Source organism: Mesorhizobium sp. M0898, assembly GCF_040319695.1.
In the GTDB taxonomy this organism is placed as follows: domain Bacteria; phylum Pseudomonadota; class Alphaproteobacteria; order Rhizobiales; family Rhizobiaceae; genus Mesorhizobium.
Genome location: NZ_JAMYOE010000075.1, coordinates 1 through 16,915 on the forward strand (window position 1 = coordinate 1; position 16,915 = coordinate 16,915).

General features: G+C 58.8%; 10 protein-coding genes and 2 pseudogenes. 8 read left to right on the top strand and 4 right to left on the bottom strand.

The genetic code is table 11. The features are described from left to right. Nucleotides 1–932: 932 nt before the first annotated feature. From NKH90_RS32905 to NKH90_RS32915, 3 genes are all read right to left on the bottom strand, one after another. A complete protein-coding gene (locus NKH90_RS32905) occupies nucleotides 933–1,640 on the bottom strand; it encodes a class I SAM-dependent DNA methyltransferase (RefSeq protein WP_352823363.1) in 708 nt (235 codons plus the stop codon). 661 nt (nucleotides 1,641–2,301) lie between these two features. Beyond that, nucleotides 2,302–2,985 carry a hypothetical protein gene (locus NKH90_RS32910; RefSeq protein WP_352567615.1) on the bottom strand — a complete coding sequence of 228 codons (684 nt, stop codon included), beginning with the start codon at nucleotides 2,983–2,985 and terminating at the stop codon, nucleotides 2,302–2,304. Between the two features lie 434 nt (nucleotides 2,986–3,419). Continuing rightward, nucleotides 3,420–4,640, bottom strand: a complete 1,221-nt coding sequence (locus NKH90_RS32915) for an ATP-grasp domain-containing protein (protein ID WP_352823365.1) — start codon at nucleotides 4,638–4,640, stop codon at nucleotides 3,420–3,422. A gap of 1,024 nt (nucleotides 4,641–5,664) precedes the next feature. Here NKH90_RS32915 and NKH90_RS32920 point away from each other — a divergent pair. The 8 genes and pseudogenes from NKH90_RS32920 to NKH90_RS32955 all read left to right on the top strand — a co-directional run. After that, nucleotides 5,665–7,338, top strand: a complete 1,674-nt coding sequence (locus tag NKH90_RS32920) for an ABC transporter substrate-binding protein (RefSeq protein WP_352823367.1) — start codon at nucleotides 5,665–5,667, stop codon at nucleotides 7,336–7,338. Nucleotide 7,339: 1 nt separating this feature from the next. Continuing rightward, nucleotides 7,340–8,341 carry an ABC transporter permease gene (locus NKH90_RS32925; RefSeq protein ID WP_352823370.1) on the top strand — a complete coding sequence of 334 codons (1,002 nt, stop codon included), beginning with the start codon at nucleotides 7,340–7,342 and terminating at the stop codon, nucleotides 8,339–8,341. Beyond that, on the top strand, nucleotides 8,338–9,270 hold the full coding sequence (locus NKH90_RS32930) for an ABC transporter permease (protein ID WP_352567611.1): 933 nt from the start codon (nucleotides 8,338–8,340) through the stop codon (nucleotides 9,268–9,270). Before NKH90_RS32925 ends, NKH90_RS32930 begins: the two co-directional genes overlap by 4 nt. Next, nucleotides 9,267–10,280, top strand: coding sequence for an ABC transporter ATP-binding protein (locus NKH90_RS32935; protein WP_352823372.1), 1,014 nt, complete (start codon nucleotides 9,267–9,269; stop codon nucleotides 10,278–10,280). The genes NKH90_RS32930 and NKH90_RS32935 overlap by 4 nt, the downstream gene beginning before the upstream one ends. Continuing rightward, a complete protein-coding gene (locus NKH90_RS32940) occupies nucleotides 10,273–11,274 on the top strand; it encodes an ABC transporter ATP-binding protein (RefSeq protein ID WP_352823375.1) in 1,002 nt (333 codons plus the stop codon). Before NKH90_RS32935 ends, NKH90_RS32940 begins: the two co-directional genes overlap by 8 nt. A 141-nt stretch (nucleotides 11,275–11,415) precedes the next feature. Beyond that, the gene (locus NKH90_RS32945; RefSeq protein ID WP_352823377.1) at nucleotides 11,416–12,372 is read left to right on the top strand and encodes an alpha/beta fold hydrolase; all 957 of its coding nucleotides are present in this window, start codon (nucleotides 11,416–11,418) and stop codon (nucleotides 12,370–12,372) included. 294 nt (nucleotides 12,373–12,666) lie between these two features. Further along, on the top strand, nucleotides 12,667–14,493 hold the full coding sequence (locus tag NKH90_RS32950) for a CocE/NonD family hydrolase (protein WP_352823379.1): 1,827 nt from the start codon (nucleotides 12,667–12,669) through the stop codon (nucleotides 14,491–14,493). A gap of 88 nt (nucleotides 14,494–14,581) precedes the next feature. After that, nucleotides 14,582–15,594, top strand: a pseudogene (locus tag NKH90_RS32955) (IS256 family transposase); the annotation flags it as partial. Nucleotides 15,595–15,908: 314 nt separating this feature from the next. On the opposite strand, the pseudogene NKH90_RS32960 reads toward NKH90_RS32955, so the two are convergent. Continuing rightward, nucleotides 15,909–16,915, bottom strand: a pseudogene (locus tag NKH90_RS32960) (IS110 family RNA-guided transposase); the annotation flags it as partial.

Sequence of the window (16,915 nt, forward strand, 5' to 3'; positions counted from 1 at the left end):
CAAAGAGCGTCGCCGTGGCCAGAATTATTCCCTGGCTGCGGCCCGCCCTCGGCGATGATCTCTGTCGCATCTGTGCCGCCGAACGTCTGGTGGTTCATGTGGGCTTCCAAACTTCGTCGGCTGCTGCTGCTACAAGCTCTCTAGTCGAGATGCTCGCATCCCTTCCTACGGGGCCGTTGGGATGGGTGGGATTGTGGATTGACATATCGCCTCCCTTCAGGCTCGTTAACATGTGATTTGCCGCCGGCAGGCGAGATCGTCGGAACAGGGCTCGCGTTTCGGCGTCGATCACTGCGCTACGCTTGCGACACTTGACTTTTCTGGCTGCAACATAACCGGGTGACCTGTGTCTCGGTGAGCTTGACGCTCTGCTAATTGATTGCTGCCGCCGAACCCTGACCTCTCTGCAGATCCGTTCGCGATCAGCCGCGACGAGGCGGTGGTGACACCCCGCGCTCGCACCCTCCAGACGGGACAGGAGCAATGCCGCTGCTGGGCGGATGACAGCGGGCTCCTGTGAGGTACGCGGCAAAGCTCAATTTGGCTGGACCGCACCCAACAGTGCAGCGTCTGTCGCATTGATCTGGATCGTTCGAGCAAGATTCTATAGACCTCCTCGGCCAGAGACGGATCATTCACCCTGCTTTACGCAATTGGCGTGCCACCTAAGAGGCCGTGCGTGCAAGAGGCTCAACGCCAAGGTTCGCGCCGCAACGGCGGAATACTTGCGCCCCAATAAGTCGGGTTCCGAACATGGACGTCTTGAACCGGACAGGGTTATCACAGAAGGTGACATCCGGAACATGGGGTGGCCCGGCAGCACAGTGGGTAGCGTCTGTGCTTATCGGCTTATCGAAGCCACGCTGAGAAACCACCGGACCGACGCCATGATAACCTGCAGGCTTATGAAGAAGCGCGTGGATTCCGATCTTCTACGCGAGGTGATCGCCTATGCCGTCGGGCCCCCGATGGACTCGGAACGCCCAATAGTGCGCGTCCTCCTCCCCGATGTATCTTGCGTTGCTCAGATATTGTACTGGTGTAAGGACGCCCGCCTGCTGGAGACACAACACTTCATTTTCAAACGACGTTGCCTCCGAATAGCTCCTTTCAGTGCTTACCACCACAAATCCGTTCGAGCGCGTCACGCGGACCAACTCGCGCAGGCCATGCGGCCGGACATGTCCAAGTGTGAAGACGCCGCAGCACACGGTCATATCATAGCTCGCGCCGGAATAGTCCGAGAGTGGTCTATTGAGGTCAACGTCCCCTTGGACATGGCGGTAGGTGCCGGTTTGCCTCGCCATTTCGGCCATCGTCTCGCAGAGATCAAATCCGTCGATCAAACGGAAGCCGAGATGATCCAGTTCAATGCCAACTAGGCCTGTACCGCAGCCAGCGTCCAGGATTGTCATGGCTGCTCGTTCTCTGCCGATATAGGCCGCTTGCACGGCGCCCGCCATTTCAGCCACGATCAAGGGGCTGCGGTAGTGTTCGCGCTCGAGGTCCAACTCGTAGGACCCAGCCCAGTCACGATAATATCCGGCCAAAAGTTTGGCGTCACCGTCGAGCGCATGTGATGCCTTGATCCGCTTTTGCGCGGCTTGTCGAAGTGCGTTTTGGTCGGCCAACGTATTCATAAATTCCTCGTGTAGAGTAGATGCAAGCTGGCCACCTTCGGAATCTGAGGGCCAAGAACTGCCTGTTCAAAAAAACATGCTGCCCAGTCCTGCTCGAAGCTCGTCGTTGCCAAATTTCAAACCCGCCTTTGCCCAGCGTCTTTCCTTCGCCATCACCCCATCCCTCCCGTCTACAAGCGAAGCCGGCTCAACGAGCGGACGTTTTTGCGGATTGCCACTGTGAGCCAGGCCCGTCGTCCAGCTGCGGGACATTCAATTTTGGTCATTTCGCTTCTTCATGCTGAGTTCGTCTCGGAGTGAACGGCGCGCGCTTCAACGACAAACGCCGCGCCAACGCCTCGAACGCGGTGAGCGCGGTTAGATACCGGAGGTCGTAATGAGAGTCGTCCATGTCTGATCAGTAGCTGCGGAGCACCCATGGCCGTCTCTCGAACCCCCCGGGAGTCGCCGTTGCTAGCCCACCGGTCTCAGCTTCGACAAGCTGTCATCCAGCCGCTGATCTCCGAAAGCCCGCAGACGCCTGACTGGCAAATCTCACAGCAGCAAGTTGCATGCCTGCTGGGCGCGATGTGCGCTATGCCCGTCGTCACAACGGCGTAATGCAGGCGCATTCGTCCAGACGGAAACGCCGCAGGCTCGAAGCGCTTTACGTCAATAGTCCCTATGATTGTGAAATCTGCTTCAACAGTTCGTCCCGCGCAAGCCAAACGAGCCAATCTTCGTCGTCTATTCCCTGTGAAGGCAAGCGAAGGGCTGATCCTTGCGGTTCTTGATGAAGATAGCCGTAGCGATCGACAACGCCGTTTTCGATGAGCCAGTCCGCGACCAGCGCGTAAATAAAATCTGGCGACCACTTAGCCCACGCCAGTCCAAACGCAATGCGACCAATAAAGGCTGAAAGATCGCGGCCTCTAAAGTCCTCCCTCAACCAGACGTCGCCGTGATACGCTACCAGCCCGGTTATCCTGCGAGCACTCGGCGCGTAGCAGCTACACGAGGAACCTGGGCTGGCTTTGAGGTTTGGATCCGCGAACCATGCTCTGAGCGACCCAAGGTGCTCAGCAAGGCTTGTGTTGGACAGATCATCCAAACGCATTGCCTGGACATGCGCTACTTTTCCATCCCGGTCCCGCCCGATGATCCAAAACGCCGTTCCAGACTGAAGGTCAGAACAGTCCGGCCGAAAGCTTGGAAACGTCGGAAACTTTCCGGGGATTCTGCGGGTAATCCCGACATACTGCTCAAAATCGTCGCCCGTGGTAATGTGGAGACCGGACTTGCGCCCCAGTTCGTCTGCTGCACAAATGTACTTCGAAATCTCCAGTGTCGTTACGTTGCTTTGCACGCCAATACTCCTTGTTAATGCGCTGAAAAAAGCGGAGTGTCTACATGTCACAGGCCGGCACCGATATTACGAGATCTGATTGCTGGCACACCTCTTCATGCTCCGAAGCGCCGTCGCTAGCTGGCGGCCAACTGCCGGACGTCGACTATGTCGGCTTCGGCGGTGGGCGTCGGGCGGGCGCCTCACCTCAATCCTTGCTTTTCATGCCGTTTGCTCGGCCGCACGCATTTCGATATGAGAACCACGGTGACATCACGCCTGCACGAGGAGCTAAGCGGCTACACTAGGCCGGACCGGTGTTCATTGATCGCTCCGCCCAAACTCGTGGCGGCGGCCGCCATAGCGCCGCAAGTGCACATGGCTCCTGAGCAAAGACCGGAATCTCTCGATAGGCAGACCGAGCGTTTCCTTCACTACCTCCATGAGAAATGCGCTTACGGCGGAAATGGGGTGATCGACAAACCTACCAGGTCAACGGCACGCTGAAGAACAGTGTTAGTCTGAGCATGGCTCGGCGAAGCGGCGATGACATGTCCGAGCCAGTCCCGGGTATCGCCTTGCCTGATGATGGACGTTTTAGGTTGAACATACAATTTGACCTCGGCAACACCTGGTACAGCAGCCGGAAGACTGTTATCACCGACCCAATCGAGAGTACCGTCCTGATCAGGAAGGAGGATCCGCGCGGCCGCAGTCTGCGAATGCCTTCTGCGCAAATTGCATTCATCGCCGACGACAAGATTGATGTGCTCGGTGATGAGATCGATGCCATAAGCGAACTGAACCAATTGAGGATCGGGCGTGCCAGCAAGACGCGGATTAACTTCAATGACGACTGGGCCACGCTTCGTCCACCGGAGTTCTATGTTTGTTGGCCCCCAGCCCAGGCCGAGTGCTCGCAGACAGCTCAGTGAAATATCGGCGATACGCTCATGCTCCTTATCGGTCAGAGCGGCTGGAAAGGTGAACTCACGATAGACGAAGTGCGGTGGAGGGCCGAAGTCAGCGGCACAAATCCCAATGACCTCATTTCCCATTATCTGAGCGCCATAAAGGGGCCCTTGCGCGAACTCTTCGACCAGTATCCTCGGCGAAGATTGCCAAATGTGGTCCCCGCCCAAAAGATAGCTTGTATGTTCGGCCAACTCATCGGCGGTGCGACATAACCGGACACCCCGGCTGCCGCAGCCGACGGCTGGCTTAAGAATGACCGGCAGACCGATCTCCGCGGCTGCGCTTTCTATGGCCCTCGCATTGGCTGCTAAATAATAAGCAGGTATTGGAACACCGGCGTCCGCAAGGATCTGACGTTGAGTGAACTTGTCGCAGCATCGTTCAATTGACGCAGGGTTCGGCCCCGGCAAATTGAAATGCCGGCAGAGCTTGCCAACCGTCGCATAGACGTTTTCCTCGGATGTCGTAATGCCAGCAATGTCATAGGTGGCACTTAGCCGCGAACACTCTCGTATCAGCGCATCGAGGCTGTCAGTATCGACACGGATCGTCTCGACTTTTTCCGCCGCAAGGTAGTCATACTGAGTTGGATCTGCCGAAAAGTTAATTGGACGAAGGCCCAGACGTTTGGCGGCTTGCACGTATAGTAGGCCAACACCCCTTGTGTGGCCTTCAAACAAGATGAGCGCTTCACTTGCCACCGGCTATAACCCTCCATTTGGTGTCCCGAGCGGCGTTCCAAGGCGCGATGGCATCAGGCTGTCTCTGACCTCCAACACGATTCTCCTTGAGTCCGCTGACACGTTTGCAGATTTCTTTGCATGCGCCGTGCCAAGGGGAGAATCGTGTTGAAACAACAGACGGCGCTCATACCGGAACGTCCAATGTCCGACATCGTCAGACATTGGACAACGCGGAACGCAGTCCGCGGCCATGTCACGATCACGGGTTGTAAGGCAACATGGCTTTAGACTGAGGTGGATGAACACCTCGCCGATCTGCAACAAGCGCTATCTTCCCAGTGCAGATCGAAGCCGACTCTCTCCCGGAGTCTCAGGCCCCTGTCCGCATATCGCTGGCCCGTCCCCTACAGCGGCGACGAGAGCGGTGGCATTGAGAACACCGATACCGGGGATCGACGACGCCGAGCGGCTGCATCGTTGCGGGCCAGTTTGACGAACTCTCGGTCCGAAGCGCTCGATACGGCGGTCGAGATCGAGCCATTCCTCCTGCATCTCCGCAGGCAGGCGGCGGAGCGGCTGCCGGCCATGAAGTCCGGATCACGAGCAATGCCTCCACAGCCTGCTCGCGCTTGCGGCGCCCTGTGCGATAGTCGTGCCGCGCCTCAGCATGGAGCAACTTGTTGGTCGTGCCGCGCCCACCAGCTTTGAACGACCCCGATGCAGCGACTGGACCTCCAGCCGCTCCGCCGTTCCGCAACGCTGGAGTTCTTCCGGATCGGGATTTCGACGGCCGGGAGTTATCGCCGCTATGACGAGACCGGCGATGGGAGCGCGCAAGCAAGGTTACCGCGCTTGGAGATGACTGGATGGGAATGGCTGCCATGCGAGATTCGATCCGATTCATCGATTCGCGTCAGTGGGGTAGGAACAATGCCGTCCCCGTTTCAAAGTTCGTGGAATTTAGATGCGTAATTGTTGTGTGACAAATTTATCCTGATCCCAAATGCACGCCGGCAAAAGTCGGTAAAGAGGGGAGGATAGAATGAACGAGGGGTCGCTTAGTCGCCGTTCCGTTGTCAAGGCGATGCTTTTGGGATCGGCAGCGCCCTGGGTGTTGAATTCATCGGCCTTTGCAGGATCGTGCGATGATCACATCGCGCGCTTAGGCGCAACGTCCAGCCCAGGCTCGATGAATCCCTTTTCAACATGGGGCTCGTTCTGGCCGACGGCATTCACCTACGACTATTTGGTAGGCGTGGACGCCCAGCGCCACTCCGACAGGAAAGGGTTTGCAAAGGAGTGGTCCGTAGGCGCAGACAACCTCACTTGGAACTTCAAGATCTGGCCGGACTTGAAGTGGTCGGACGGCAAGCCAGCCACGGCTCAAGACGCGGCTTTCACCTACAATTATCTCCGAGACTCCATGGGTAAGCCCGACGAGCTAAACGTGGGCTGGAACAACACGAGCGGCTTGGAGCACGTCGAGTCTATCACGGCCGTCGACGACGGGACTTTGCAGATCGTGACCAAGGTTCCAACCCGCTGGCCTATCGACAACACGACTATGATTGTCCCCGAGCACATCTGGAAGGACATTAGCTACGCCGATGCGCGGGGCACCTTCCCCAACAACCCGCCTCTGGTGGGCACGGGGCCCATGATCGTTTCAGAATTCCGGCGCAGCCAGTTTGCCCGCCTCACGCCAAATCAATACTTTCGCACGGGGCGACCGGCCGCGGCCGGCGTGATCCTGAACTTATTCCCTACGGTCGATTCCATCGCCCAGGGCCTGAAGAGCGGCGGCCTCGATTATGGATTTGGGCTGATGGCCGCACAGTGGGCGGACCTCTCGAAGGATCCTGCCATCGTGGTCGGGGAATCCCGCACCGAAAATCGGGTTTTCCTCGCCTTCAACACGCTGGCAGGAAAGGGGGCGGGCAGCACCAAGGCCCTGCAGGATCCGGCATTCCGCGATGCCATCGGCTACGCCATCGATCAGAAGGCGATCGTCGATCGGGCAATGCGTGGACACGCCGACCCCGGCGTGGGGCTCGTCTTCCCGGCGGCGACGGATTACTACTCGGACCTAAGTGACATCAGGCGCCATTTCGATCTGGCCGAAGCGGGCCGCCGGCTGGACGCTGCGGGTTATCGTGACAAAGACGGCGATGGTGTTCGGGAGGACAAGGAGGGAAAGAGCTTCCAGCTCGAGCTGATCACTTCATCCGGAGGGGGAAGTAACGGCTCGATACCAATCACCGTCTTACAGCTTATCGCCGGCTGGTTGGGGCAACTCGGGGTTCCTGTCTCGGTAAGTCAACTCGACGACAGCGCGTTCGGTACCCGATGGAGAGCTCCAGAGAATGGTGGCGGTGATTGGGACCTGCTTGTTGACAGCAACTGGTTATCTCCCGCCCCTTCCGATCTGCTCATTTTGGGCAGCGGCAAAGCAGTCGGCACCAACAACAGGTCGTACTGGACAAACGAAAAATTCGAGAGCCTCCTGTCGCAGATCGAGGTCACCGTCGACCTCAAGAAGAGCCAGGAACTGCTCGAACAGGCGGTGCGCCTCATTTACGCCGAGGCACCCTACATCGTCCTGTGCTACCCCTTCACGCTCGAAGCCCGTCGCAAGGATTGCTTCGAAGGTTGGGGGACGAAGGACATCATCTCGATGTGGAGCTACTTTCCGTTCGATCGCCTGAAGCCGGTTTAACATGACCTCCAATGCCCAGGGTAGTGGGCCGAGCCGACGGATCGGGCAAGTCGTCCTCAGGGCTGTCGTAACACTTCTGACGGTGGCGGTTCTGAATTTCACGTTGTTCCGGATCGTTCCCGGTGACCCGACAAATCTTCTTTTGGGAGGTGCTAGAACTGCAGTAACCAACGAGCAGATAGAGGCGCAGCGTCGGAATTGGGGCCTTGATCGACCGCTATTTCCTGATCAGCTTTTGCACTACATGGAGGCAACACTCCGTGGCGACCTCGGGTATAGTTTCAAATACAGTGGCCAGCGGGTCGGAGACCTTCTGCTGGAGCGGCTGCCTGCGACGATTGCGCTCGTCGGTGTGGCTCAGATTATCGCAATCCTTTGCGGCGTCATGCTTGGCATCTACGCTGGCTGGCGCCGAGGCGGGATCGTTGACACTGTCGCAACCGGCGCTTCCCTGACGCTGTACTCGACACCATCGTTCTGGCTTGGCATGGTCCTGGTTGTGGTCTTCAGCACGGGATTGGGTTGGCTCCCCGGCTATGGCGCATATTCGCCCGGCGGCAGCCCCGGATTTCTCGACTCGTTAGCCGATTATCTAGGGCATCTCGTGCTTCCTGCCTCCACGGTAGCCTTGGGGCTGATTGGCCAATACGTGCTGGTGGCGCGGGCTGCCATGAGTGATGTTGTGGCGGAGGACTATATGGTGACGGCCCGGGCCAAGGGACTGACCAATGGCCAGATGCTGATGCGTCATGCCTTCCGCAATGCAATGCTTCCTGTTGTGACATTGGTGACTCTGAATCTAGGCTACGTGGTGGCGGGTGCCATCACCGTTGAATCCGTGTTCGCCTGGCCGGGAATCGGTAGTCTAACCGTCGAGGCCCTCAATGCTCGAGACTATCCAGTTCTCCAGGGTGTCTTCTTGTTGCTCGGCGCCTCGATCGTTCTCGCTAACCTCTTCGCCGACCTGACCTATGGCCTACTTGACCCGAGGGTGAGGCAATGACCGAAGTGGTAGCGGAATCTCGTCGTGGCGCCCGACTGCGGGCAATAAAAGACTTCCTGGGCCGGCTCTTCGAGCGAGGCGGCGCTTGGGTTGGCGTCGTGGCTTTGACCTTCTTCCTTGTCTTGGCAGCAATACCTGGTCCGCTCGTCGGACCGCTCGAAACGGCAGCCACCGCAAGCGGCGATTTCCTGACGTCACCTGATACGCAACACTTGCTGGGCTCCGACGAAGCGGGGCGGGATGTACTCAATCTTGTCGTCCATGGCGCGCGCATTTCCCTGACGATCGCGCTTATAGCGACCATGATCAGTCTCGTCGTCGGGACAACAGTGGGCATAACGTCAGGCTACTTCGGCGGCAGGGTCGACACTTGGCTAATGCGCATAACCGATTTCTTCTTCATCGTCCCGGCGTTCGTCCTGGCGCTGGTCATTGCGCCCGTGTTTGTGGAGGTCGTGGGGCGCGGCCGAGAGATCCTGGGCTTCCGGACTTCTCTTTTCGTCATCGTTGTCGTTATCGGTCTGACGAGTTGGTCGTTCGTGGCTCGCATCATTCGCAGTCAGACACTCTCGCTTCGAGAGCGGCCCTTCGTGGATCGCGCAAGGGTCGCCGGTGCTAGCGATCTCGGCATCATGATACGGCATCTTCTGCCTAACCTCGTGCCGCAGATCGCCGCCAATGGCGCGCTGGTGGTAGCCGGCGCGATCTATACCGAAACCGCGCTCTCATTCATTGGCCTTGGTGATCCGTTGCAGCCTTCATGGGGCACTTTGCTTTCCCTGGCGCAGCGGGCTGGCGCCGCGAGTGCTGGAGCTTGGTGGTATCTCGGCGCACCAGGTGTGTGCGTGCTCACGGTCGCGCTTGGCTTCGTCCTGCTTGGTAATGCACTTGACGATACCTTCAACCCGCGCCGGCGCGTGATTCCATGAATGATATGTTTCAAAAGGCCGCCGATCCTCTCCTGTCCGTCAACGGGCTTTGCATCGACTATGGGCTGAAGGGCGTTTCGTTGCCCGCCATTCAGAATGTGAGCTTTGAACTACGTGCCGGGGAAGCCGTCGCGCTAGTCGGGGAATCGGGCAGCGGCAAGACTACGACTGCCATGGCGATCGCGGGACTTTTGTCGCCCAACGCCAGGGTCAGCGGCGGCCAGGTGCGCTATCGCGGCGCCAGACTGCCAATCGATGATGATGCAGCGATGCGACCACATCGCTGGAACGACACCTCCGTCATCTTCCAGGGTGCGATGAACGCGCTTAATCCTGTTCACCGCATCGTCAAGCAGATTGCTGAACCGTGCATGCTGAAGCTTGGAATGTCGCGTGACCAGGCGATCGCGAGAGCAAGGGAATTGCTTGAGCTTGTCGGGATCCCGGCGGACCGCGGTGCCTCCTACCCACACCAATTGTCTGGCGGAATGCGTCAAAGAGTGATGATCGCCATGGCACTGGCATGTCGCCCTGCGATCGTCATCGGCGACGAGCCGACCACGGCGCTCGATGTCATCAACCAGGCTCAAATTCTTAAGCTGCTGGTTGAACTTCGATCGAACCTTAATCTTGCTCTCATGTTGATTACTCACGACCTGTCCGTGGTCCACGAGTCTTGTGACCGCGTCATGATCATGTATGCCGGCCGCATCGTCGAGGATGGCACCGTCGCCGATATCTTCGCGGCCCCTAAGCACCCATACACCCGGCTACTGATCGAATCGATACCAAATCCGGAAAAGGGCAAACGGGTGTTGCGCCCTATCCCTGGCGATCCACCCACCCTTGTGAAGCGGCCATCGGGCTGCGCGTTCCATCCACGCTGCCCGTTTGCCATGCCGGTTTGTACAACCGAACTCCCCGAACTTGAAGGGTGCGGGCAAGGACGCGTGGCTTGTCACCTTCACAGCTCTCCCATGCAGGCGCCGAAGGTAGAAGCTCATGCCTGACAACGCCGATATCTTGCGATTAGAGAACCTGCAGGTTGGCTTTCCCATCCAGGGCGGGCTGTTCGACAGTATGTTGGGACGACCGAGCAGCGTCGTGCGAGCTGTGGATGGGGTCGACCTCAATATTGGCCGCGGCGAGATTGTCGCGTTGGTTGGCGAATCCGGAAGCGGCAAGACCACCGTTGGCCGCGTCATCACCAAGCTGGTTCAGCCCACCGGTGGCAAGCTGCTGTTCGATGGCGAGGATGTAACAGCGCTGCAGGGCTTCTCGGCACTTCGACCTTATCGGCACCGCGTGCAGATGATTTTTCAGGATGCATACCAGGCACTCAATGCGCGACATACTGTATTCGATGCCGTGGCAGAGCCATTGCGCTCGCTGAAACTCGTCGATAGCCACGCTCAACTCACCAAGCGGGTGAGCGAAGCTCTGTCGGCCGCGGGGCTCAATCCTCCGGGGGAGTTCTTCGCCCGTTTTCCGCAAGAGTTGTCGGGCGGTCAGCGACAGCGCGTCGTCGTGGCGGGAGCGCTGGTTGTCCAACCGGACCTCATCGTTGCCGATGAACCGGTGTCGATGCTCGATGTCTCAATCCGTGCCCAGATACTCCAAACGCTTATCAATCTTCGCGACAAGCAGAATCTGGCGCTGCTCTTTATCACGCACGACCTGCCGCTCGCATGGTTGATAGCCGACCGAATTGCGGTCATGTATCTCGGCCGAGTGGTTGAGATCGGTGGCCCCGATGACATCACCCTAAATCCCCAGCATCCGTATACAATCGCTCTGCGAGACGCCACGCCTCGTGTTCGCAATAACGGACCTCGCGGAGGCATAAAAGCCCTGCACGGCGAGATCCCGAGCGCCGCCCGAGTGCCTAAGGGCTGCCGTTTTCATCCCCGATGCCCGCGGGCATTCGACCGGTGCCGACAAGAGGAGCCACCAGCCGTCGAGGTGGGACCGCAGCATATGTCCGCATGCTGGCTCGCAAAATAATGCTCTTTGAGAGCTTGGCGGATCGGCAGTATCGGTTCGCGTGATTGACTCAGGACGGTTGCTAGTCCGTTCCGAGGCGTCGGTTTGCAACGACCTAAACTCAGAAATCGTTGGAGAGAGAACGAGTTAATAGGACAAAAGATGAAACAACCGACTTTAATTGAAACGTACCTGATTCCCCGCGTCTTTGACGTTCCATTGTCGGAGGGAAAAACCCTACGCGCATACGAGATTGGGCCGCCCGACGTGCCGCTTGTGGTTGGGATTCATGGCACCCCCGACACCGGGCTGAGACATGTTGTGGACTACATCGCTAGCGGCCCGATATTCTGTCGCCTAGTTACGTTTGATCGGCAAGGCTACGGAGGGTCAACCCCCGAACCGGGCCGCAAAGTTGTGGACGTCGTCCCGGTTGTTCGGACCATTCTCGATCATCTTGGAGCCGAAAGCGCTGCGGTGTACGGCCATTCAGGCGGCGGTATGCTTGCTCTTGCTACTGCTGCATTGTTGCCGGAGCGCATTACAAAGGCAGCGTGCGTCGCGGGCAACGGGCCGAATTTTGGCTGCGGAGGGTTCGACTACACTCAAGGGCCTTCTCCGCTATTGCGTGAAGAGATCGTAGAGGCGCGGAAAGGTCCAGAGGCGTCGCGTGATTTCTACAGGCGTGTAGTGGATAAGTTGAGCGACCCGGAAGTCGAGAGACAAATACGTCCAGAAAATGACCTCCGTGTAGCAAAGTTAATGGCTCCACTGTGGGACAAAATCGAACGACAGCTTGCATTGCCCAAATCGCCCTATTCAGAGGAAGATGCTTACGTTGATGACGCTCAATCTTGGGTGTCGCCATGGGGTTTCGAACTCGGCTCGATAACAGTTCCGACTCGCCTCTTCTGTGGTCTTGAGGATCTTATGGCGTCGCCCTATCACTCTGAGTGGATGCAGACACAGATCCCGAATGCGGGCTTAACGCGATTCGCCCATTTCGGGCACAACTTGGCGGCACTCATGCCGCACATGTTGGCATGGCTAGTGTCGGACACGCTGACCACTGTGCATGAAAATGCGCGAGCTGCAGGCACCACATTCGATGAGCCATGAGGAAGATTACTCGAAACCTAGAACACCGAAGCTAGCCAAGACCAAGTTGACTGCCCACTATCAGATGAACCTCCACGGACGCGAAATGAGAGCAGAGTGTCTTTGTTTCGTTTCGGTCCCCGATGCCCCTTGCCTTCAACCAGTGCCCAAAAGAGAACCCAAGCGTAGAAGTGACGCTGAAGCACCGGTGTGCGTGCTGGCTGGCGGACTTAAGGTCAACTTCGAGCCACTCAGGCTTTTCAGCCAAAACCCGACCACCGACTTCAGGAGGCGAATGTTATGAAGGATAGTACAATGGCAGCGGTGCCCGCAGATACATCTCTAGGTGCATCGGCGGTCACCCCACTCCCGCCGTTTCCACCGGCAGGCCTGAATGACGCCGGCGGCGGCCATCGATTCCTGCCAAGCGTCAAGGTTCCGATGCGTGACGGCGTAAGGCTTTCCGCCGACATTTACCTGCCGGACGGGCCCGGGCCATTCCCGTTAATTCTCATTCGTACCCCATATGACAAGAACGAGTTCCGCCCGAACTGGGTGACGCAGAGCACCTCGGCGCTGGTCAACAGCTGCACGGTGCAGCGCACTTCCTCAGGCGCAGGCCCGGTCGATGTTTACGTCAGCGCGGGCTATGGCGTGGTAGCTCAAGACTTCCGTGGGACATGGGAGTCGGAAGGAGTCTTTAGGTCAGGTAAGTGGGAACGGTGCGATTTCGAGGACACGGCCAAGTGGCTCGACGCGCAACCCTGGTCCGCGCGCAGCATGGGAATGTGGGGGTGTTCGTATCTGGGTCACGTGCAGGTAGTGGGCGGAGTTACCGGCACACCAAGTTTGAAGGCGATCACCCCAATGTCAGCGGGAGGATCGTTCAGTTCCGGAGTAGGCCGCTGTACTATGCTCTGGAACTACACGGGTGGGGCCCGCGAGTACTCAAGCATGCTTACCTCGTTCGCTCGCTGGCAGGGTGCCGAGCCGAAGGTTGACATTGATAACTTGATGTCAGATCTGCCAATCGCCGGTATTCTCGAACGTGCGGGCTTGCCACCCACGGACTTCGACAACGCGATGTCCCATCCGCCTGAGTCATCCTACTGGTATGAGGACAGCGAACTTGTTACGGAACAGGACCAGTTGTATACGCCGGCCCTGTGGATCTACAATTGGAACGACATACAGCCTGGAGAGGCGATCGACGCTTTTCAGTTTGGCAGGACCAATGCAGCCAATGCTACAGTCCGCGACAACCAATTTCTGATAATTGGGCCAGGCAGGCACTGCAGTTTCGATACGTTTACCGAGAGCTTCCAGTTCGGCGATCTTGAGTTAGGTGATACTCGCTTCGATCTCTGGGGCGCCATGGTAAAGTGGAACGACCGTTGGGTCAAAGGTGAGCTTGGCGCCATCGACGACATGCCTAGGGTAACTTATTGGCTTTACGGCAAAAACGAATGGCGGACTGCCAAAGACATGCCCCTCCTAGGGACTGAATATTGGAATCTATACATTTCGAGCCGACAGGGGGCAAATAGCCTAAACGGGGACGGGCAGCTTTCCTTCAACCCGCCAGATACATCGTCCACGGACGCATACCGATACGATCCGCACGATCCAACACCAACAGGACAGATGCGCTCCTGGACTGTTGAAATGACTGATCAACGGTTCGTCGAGGCACGGCAAGACGTCTTAGTTTACACGAGTGAGGTCCTTCAGCAGGGGTTAGCCGTTGTCGGTCCGATCAAGATGGTCCTGCACGTGTCCTCCTCGGCGGTCGATACGGATTTCACAGGCAAGCTGGTAGATGTCTACCCCGACGGACGCGCTATCCAGTTGCAAACAGGCATCCTCAGGGCGCGATATCGCGACGGGTTCAAGGATCCGCAACTGCTCAACCCCGGCCAAATCTACGAGATCACAGTGGATCTGAACGCGACCGCCAACTGGTTTGCGCCGGGGCACCGCATACGGCTGGAAGTCAGTTCCAGCAACTTTCCTCGGTTCGACCGCAACATGAACACCGGCGGGGATGGCTTCTCAGAGACCCGGGGCGTGGTCGCGAAAAATACAGTGTTCTCAGGTCCGAACACGCTCTCACGGCTGGTTCTGCCGGTGGTGCCAGTGTGATCGGGTGCTAAGAATCCGTCTGATGCCGGCGGGGGACTGTCAGGAATTGTGTGCGTGAGGCCATGATGACGGAAAGGAGAATCATCGCATGGCCATTGAGAAGGAAGTACTGGATCGGTTGCTTGCCGGGCGCGACCCGCAGGAGCTGTTTGCCAAGGACGGTTTGCTCGACGATCTGAAGAAGGCGCTTTCGGAGCGGATACTGAACGCCGAGTTGGACGATCATCTTGACGAGGAGCAAGCCACAGGACTGGCGAACCGGCGCAACGGACATTCGAAGAAGACGGTTCTGACGGGCACATCGAAGCTCGAACTTTCGATCCCGCGTGACCCTGCCGGCTCCTTCGACCCGAAGTTGATCGCAAAGTATCAGCGCCGCTTTCCCGATTTCGACGCCAAGATCGTGTCGATGTACGCGCGCGGCATGAGCGTGCGCGAGATCCGCGGCCACCTGGAGGAACTCTACGGCATCGACGTTTCGCCGGACCTGATCTCGGCCGTCACCGACGCCGTGCTCGAGGAGGTCGCCGAATGGCAGAACAGGCCGTTGGACGCCTGCTTTCCCTTGGTCTTCTTCGACGCCATCCGGATCAAAATTCGCGACGAGGGCTTCGTTCGCAACAAGGCCATCTACATCGCGCTCGGCATCCTGCCTGACGGCACCAAGGAGATCCTCGGCATCTGGATCGAGCAGACCGAAGGCGCCAAGTTCTGGCTGCGCGTCATGAATGAGCTGAAGAACCGCGGCGTCGCCGATATCCTGATCGCCGTCGTCGACGGCCTCAAGGGCTTTCCAGAAGCGATCGGCGCCGTCTTTCCCCAGACAACCGTCCAGACCTGCATCGTTCACCTGATCCGCCATTCGCTCGAGTTCGTGTCGTGGAAGGATCGCAAAGCCGTCGTGCCGGCGCTCAGGGCCATCTACCGGGCCAAGGAGGCCGGCGCCGGTATGAAAGCCCTGGAGGACTTCGAGGCCGGCTTCTGGGGGCAGCGCTATCCGGCGATCACTCAGAGCTGGCGGCGCACCTGGGAGCACGTCTGCCCCTCTTCGCCTATCACGAGAGCGGGCGCTGCATCATCTACACGACGGATGACATCGACAAGCCTGATTTCGACTTTTTCGATTCCTGTTGCGTTTCTTTGTTCGGCTCAGGTGAGCCTGTTTCTTCGTCCCGGCCCACAGGATTTCCCATGCAAGCGTGTCGAGACGCAGTCAAGGCTGGCCGGTGCGATGGCGCCGCGGCCGGCTGCGAGGTTTCCAGGCCACGCCTTGACGGCGTCGAGCACGGCGCCGTTCTGGAGCGGACCGAGGGCGTAGGTCGTGCCGCCACATTTCCTTGTGCTATATTTGTCCGGCACGGACGACCACGTGGCAAAGAGTGGTGCGAGAGGATGAGAGTGCCGCCACGCAGCCGTTATAGTCGTTCCTCGTTTGTGGCGTCCGTGCGCCGCTTCGGCCCTCGTGACCGCCAATGCCGAACCATTAGCTCGTAGGCACGTTCGGCATTCTCGGCCGCGGCTTTCTCGCTGTTTCGCAACTCCTTCACGTTGTAGGCGTAAGCCGAACCGCGGCGACCGACACCGCGCTCGCCCGGCGCGCCGGCCTTGAGAGCGAGCTGCCTCTGCTTTGCCGCCACCAGCGCCGGGCGAGCCCAGAAGTAGTCCTGCTCCTTTGTCAGCAGATGCCAGATCAGCACGGCTAGCTTGCGGGCGACCGCCACAGCTGCGACCTGATGACCACGCTTGTTACGGATGCGTAGGAAGAAGGCCCTGAGCGGTCCGGGCGCCTTCGCCGCCGCCCAGGCGGCCTCGACCAGCATGGCGCGGGCATGGGAACGCCCATGTTTGCTGATCCGGCCATATTGCGCCAAGCCAAGACCGGATTGGCGCACACGCGGATTGAGGCCGAAGTAGCTCACCAGCTTCTGCGGCTCGCGGAACCGCCGGGTGTCGCCGACCGCGGCGATGATACCGCTCGCGACGATGACATTGACGCCGGTGATCGTCTGAAGCCGCCGGACTTGCGCATCATCAACCGCTTCCCGGGCGATGTCGCGATCGAGGTCGGCCAGATCCTCGGCCAGGCGATCGATCTCGCGGATGTGGCGGGCGATAGCGGCCCGCTCGCCGTCGGGAAGCACCTGCCGCTCGAGCCAGGCGCGACCGCGATTGTTGAACAGATCGGCATGCGGGCACTTCGGCACTAGGTGCGCCTGCAGGATGCCATGCACCTCGTTCTTCACGCGCGTGCGATGCCGAACTACCTGGTTGCGCCGCGCGACGAGGCGGCGAAGCCGCTCGGTCCGCTCGTCAGGTACCCAGACCTCCGGCAGAAAGCCGCTGGCATGGAGCTGCGCCAAACGCCGGCATCGATCTTGTCGGTCTTAATCCTGGCATGGGCGATCGCCTTCACCTGCATCGG

Excerpts from the sequence above, each read along its gene's own strand:
- NKH90_RS32940 (WP_352823375.1), top strand. The coding sequence starts at position 10,273 with ATGCCTGACAACGCCGATATCTTGCGATTAGAGAACCTGCAGGTTGGC.
- NKH90_RS32925 (WP_352823370.1), top strand. The coding sequence starts at position 7,340 with ATGACCTCCAATGCCCAGGGTAGTGGGCCGAGCCGACGGATCGGGCAA.
- NKH90_RS32905 (WP_352823363.1), bottom strand. The coding sequence starts at position 1,640 with ATGAATACGTTGGCCGACCAAAACGCACTTCGACAAGCCGCGCAAAAG.
- NKH90_RS32930 (WP_352567611.1), top strand. The coding sequence starts at position 8,338 with ATGACCGAAGTGGTAGCGGAATCTCGTCGTGGCGCCCGACTGCGGGCA.
- NKH90_RS32950 (WP_352823379.1), top strand. The coding sequence starts at position 12,667 with ATGGCAGCGGTGCCCGCAGATACATCTCTAGGTGCATCGGCGGTCACC.
- NKH90_RS32945 (WP_352823377.1), top strand. The coding sequence starts at position 11,416 with ATGAAACAACCGACTTTAATTGAAACGTACCTGATTCCCCGCGTCTTT.
- NKH90_RS32935 (WP_352823372.1), top strand. The coding sequence starts at position 9,267 with ATGAATGATATGTTTCAAAAGGCCGCCGATCCTCTCCTGTCCGTCAAC.
- NKH90_RS32920 (WP_352823367.1), top strand. The coding sequence starts at position 5,665 with ATGAACGAGGGGTCGCTTAGTCGCCGTTCCGTTGTCAAGGCGATGCTT.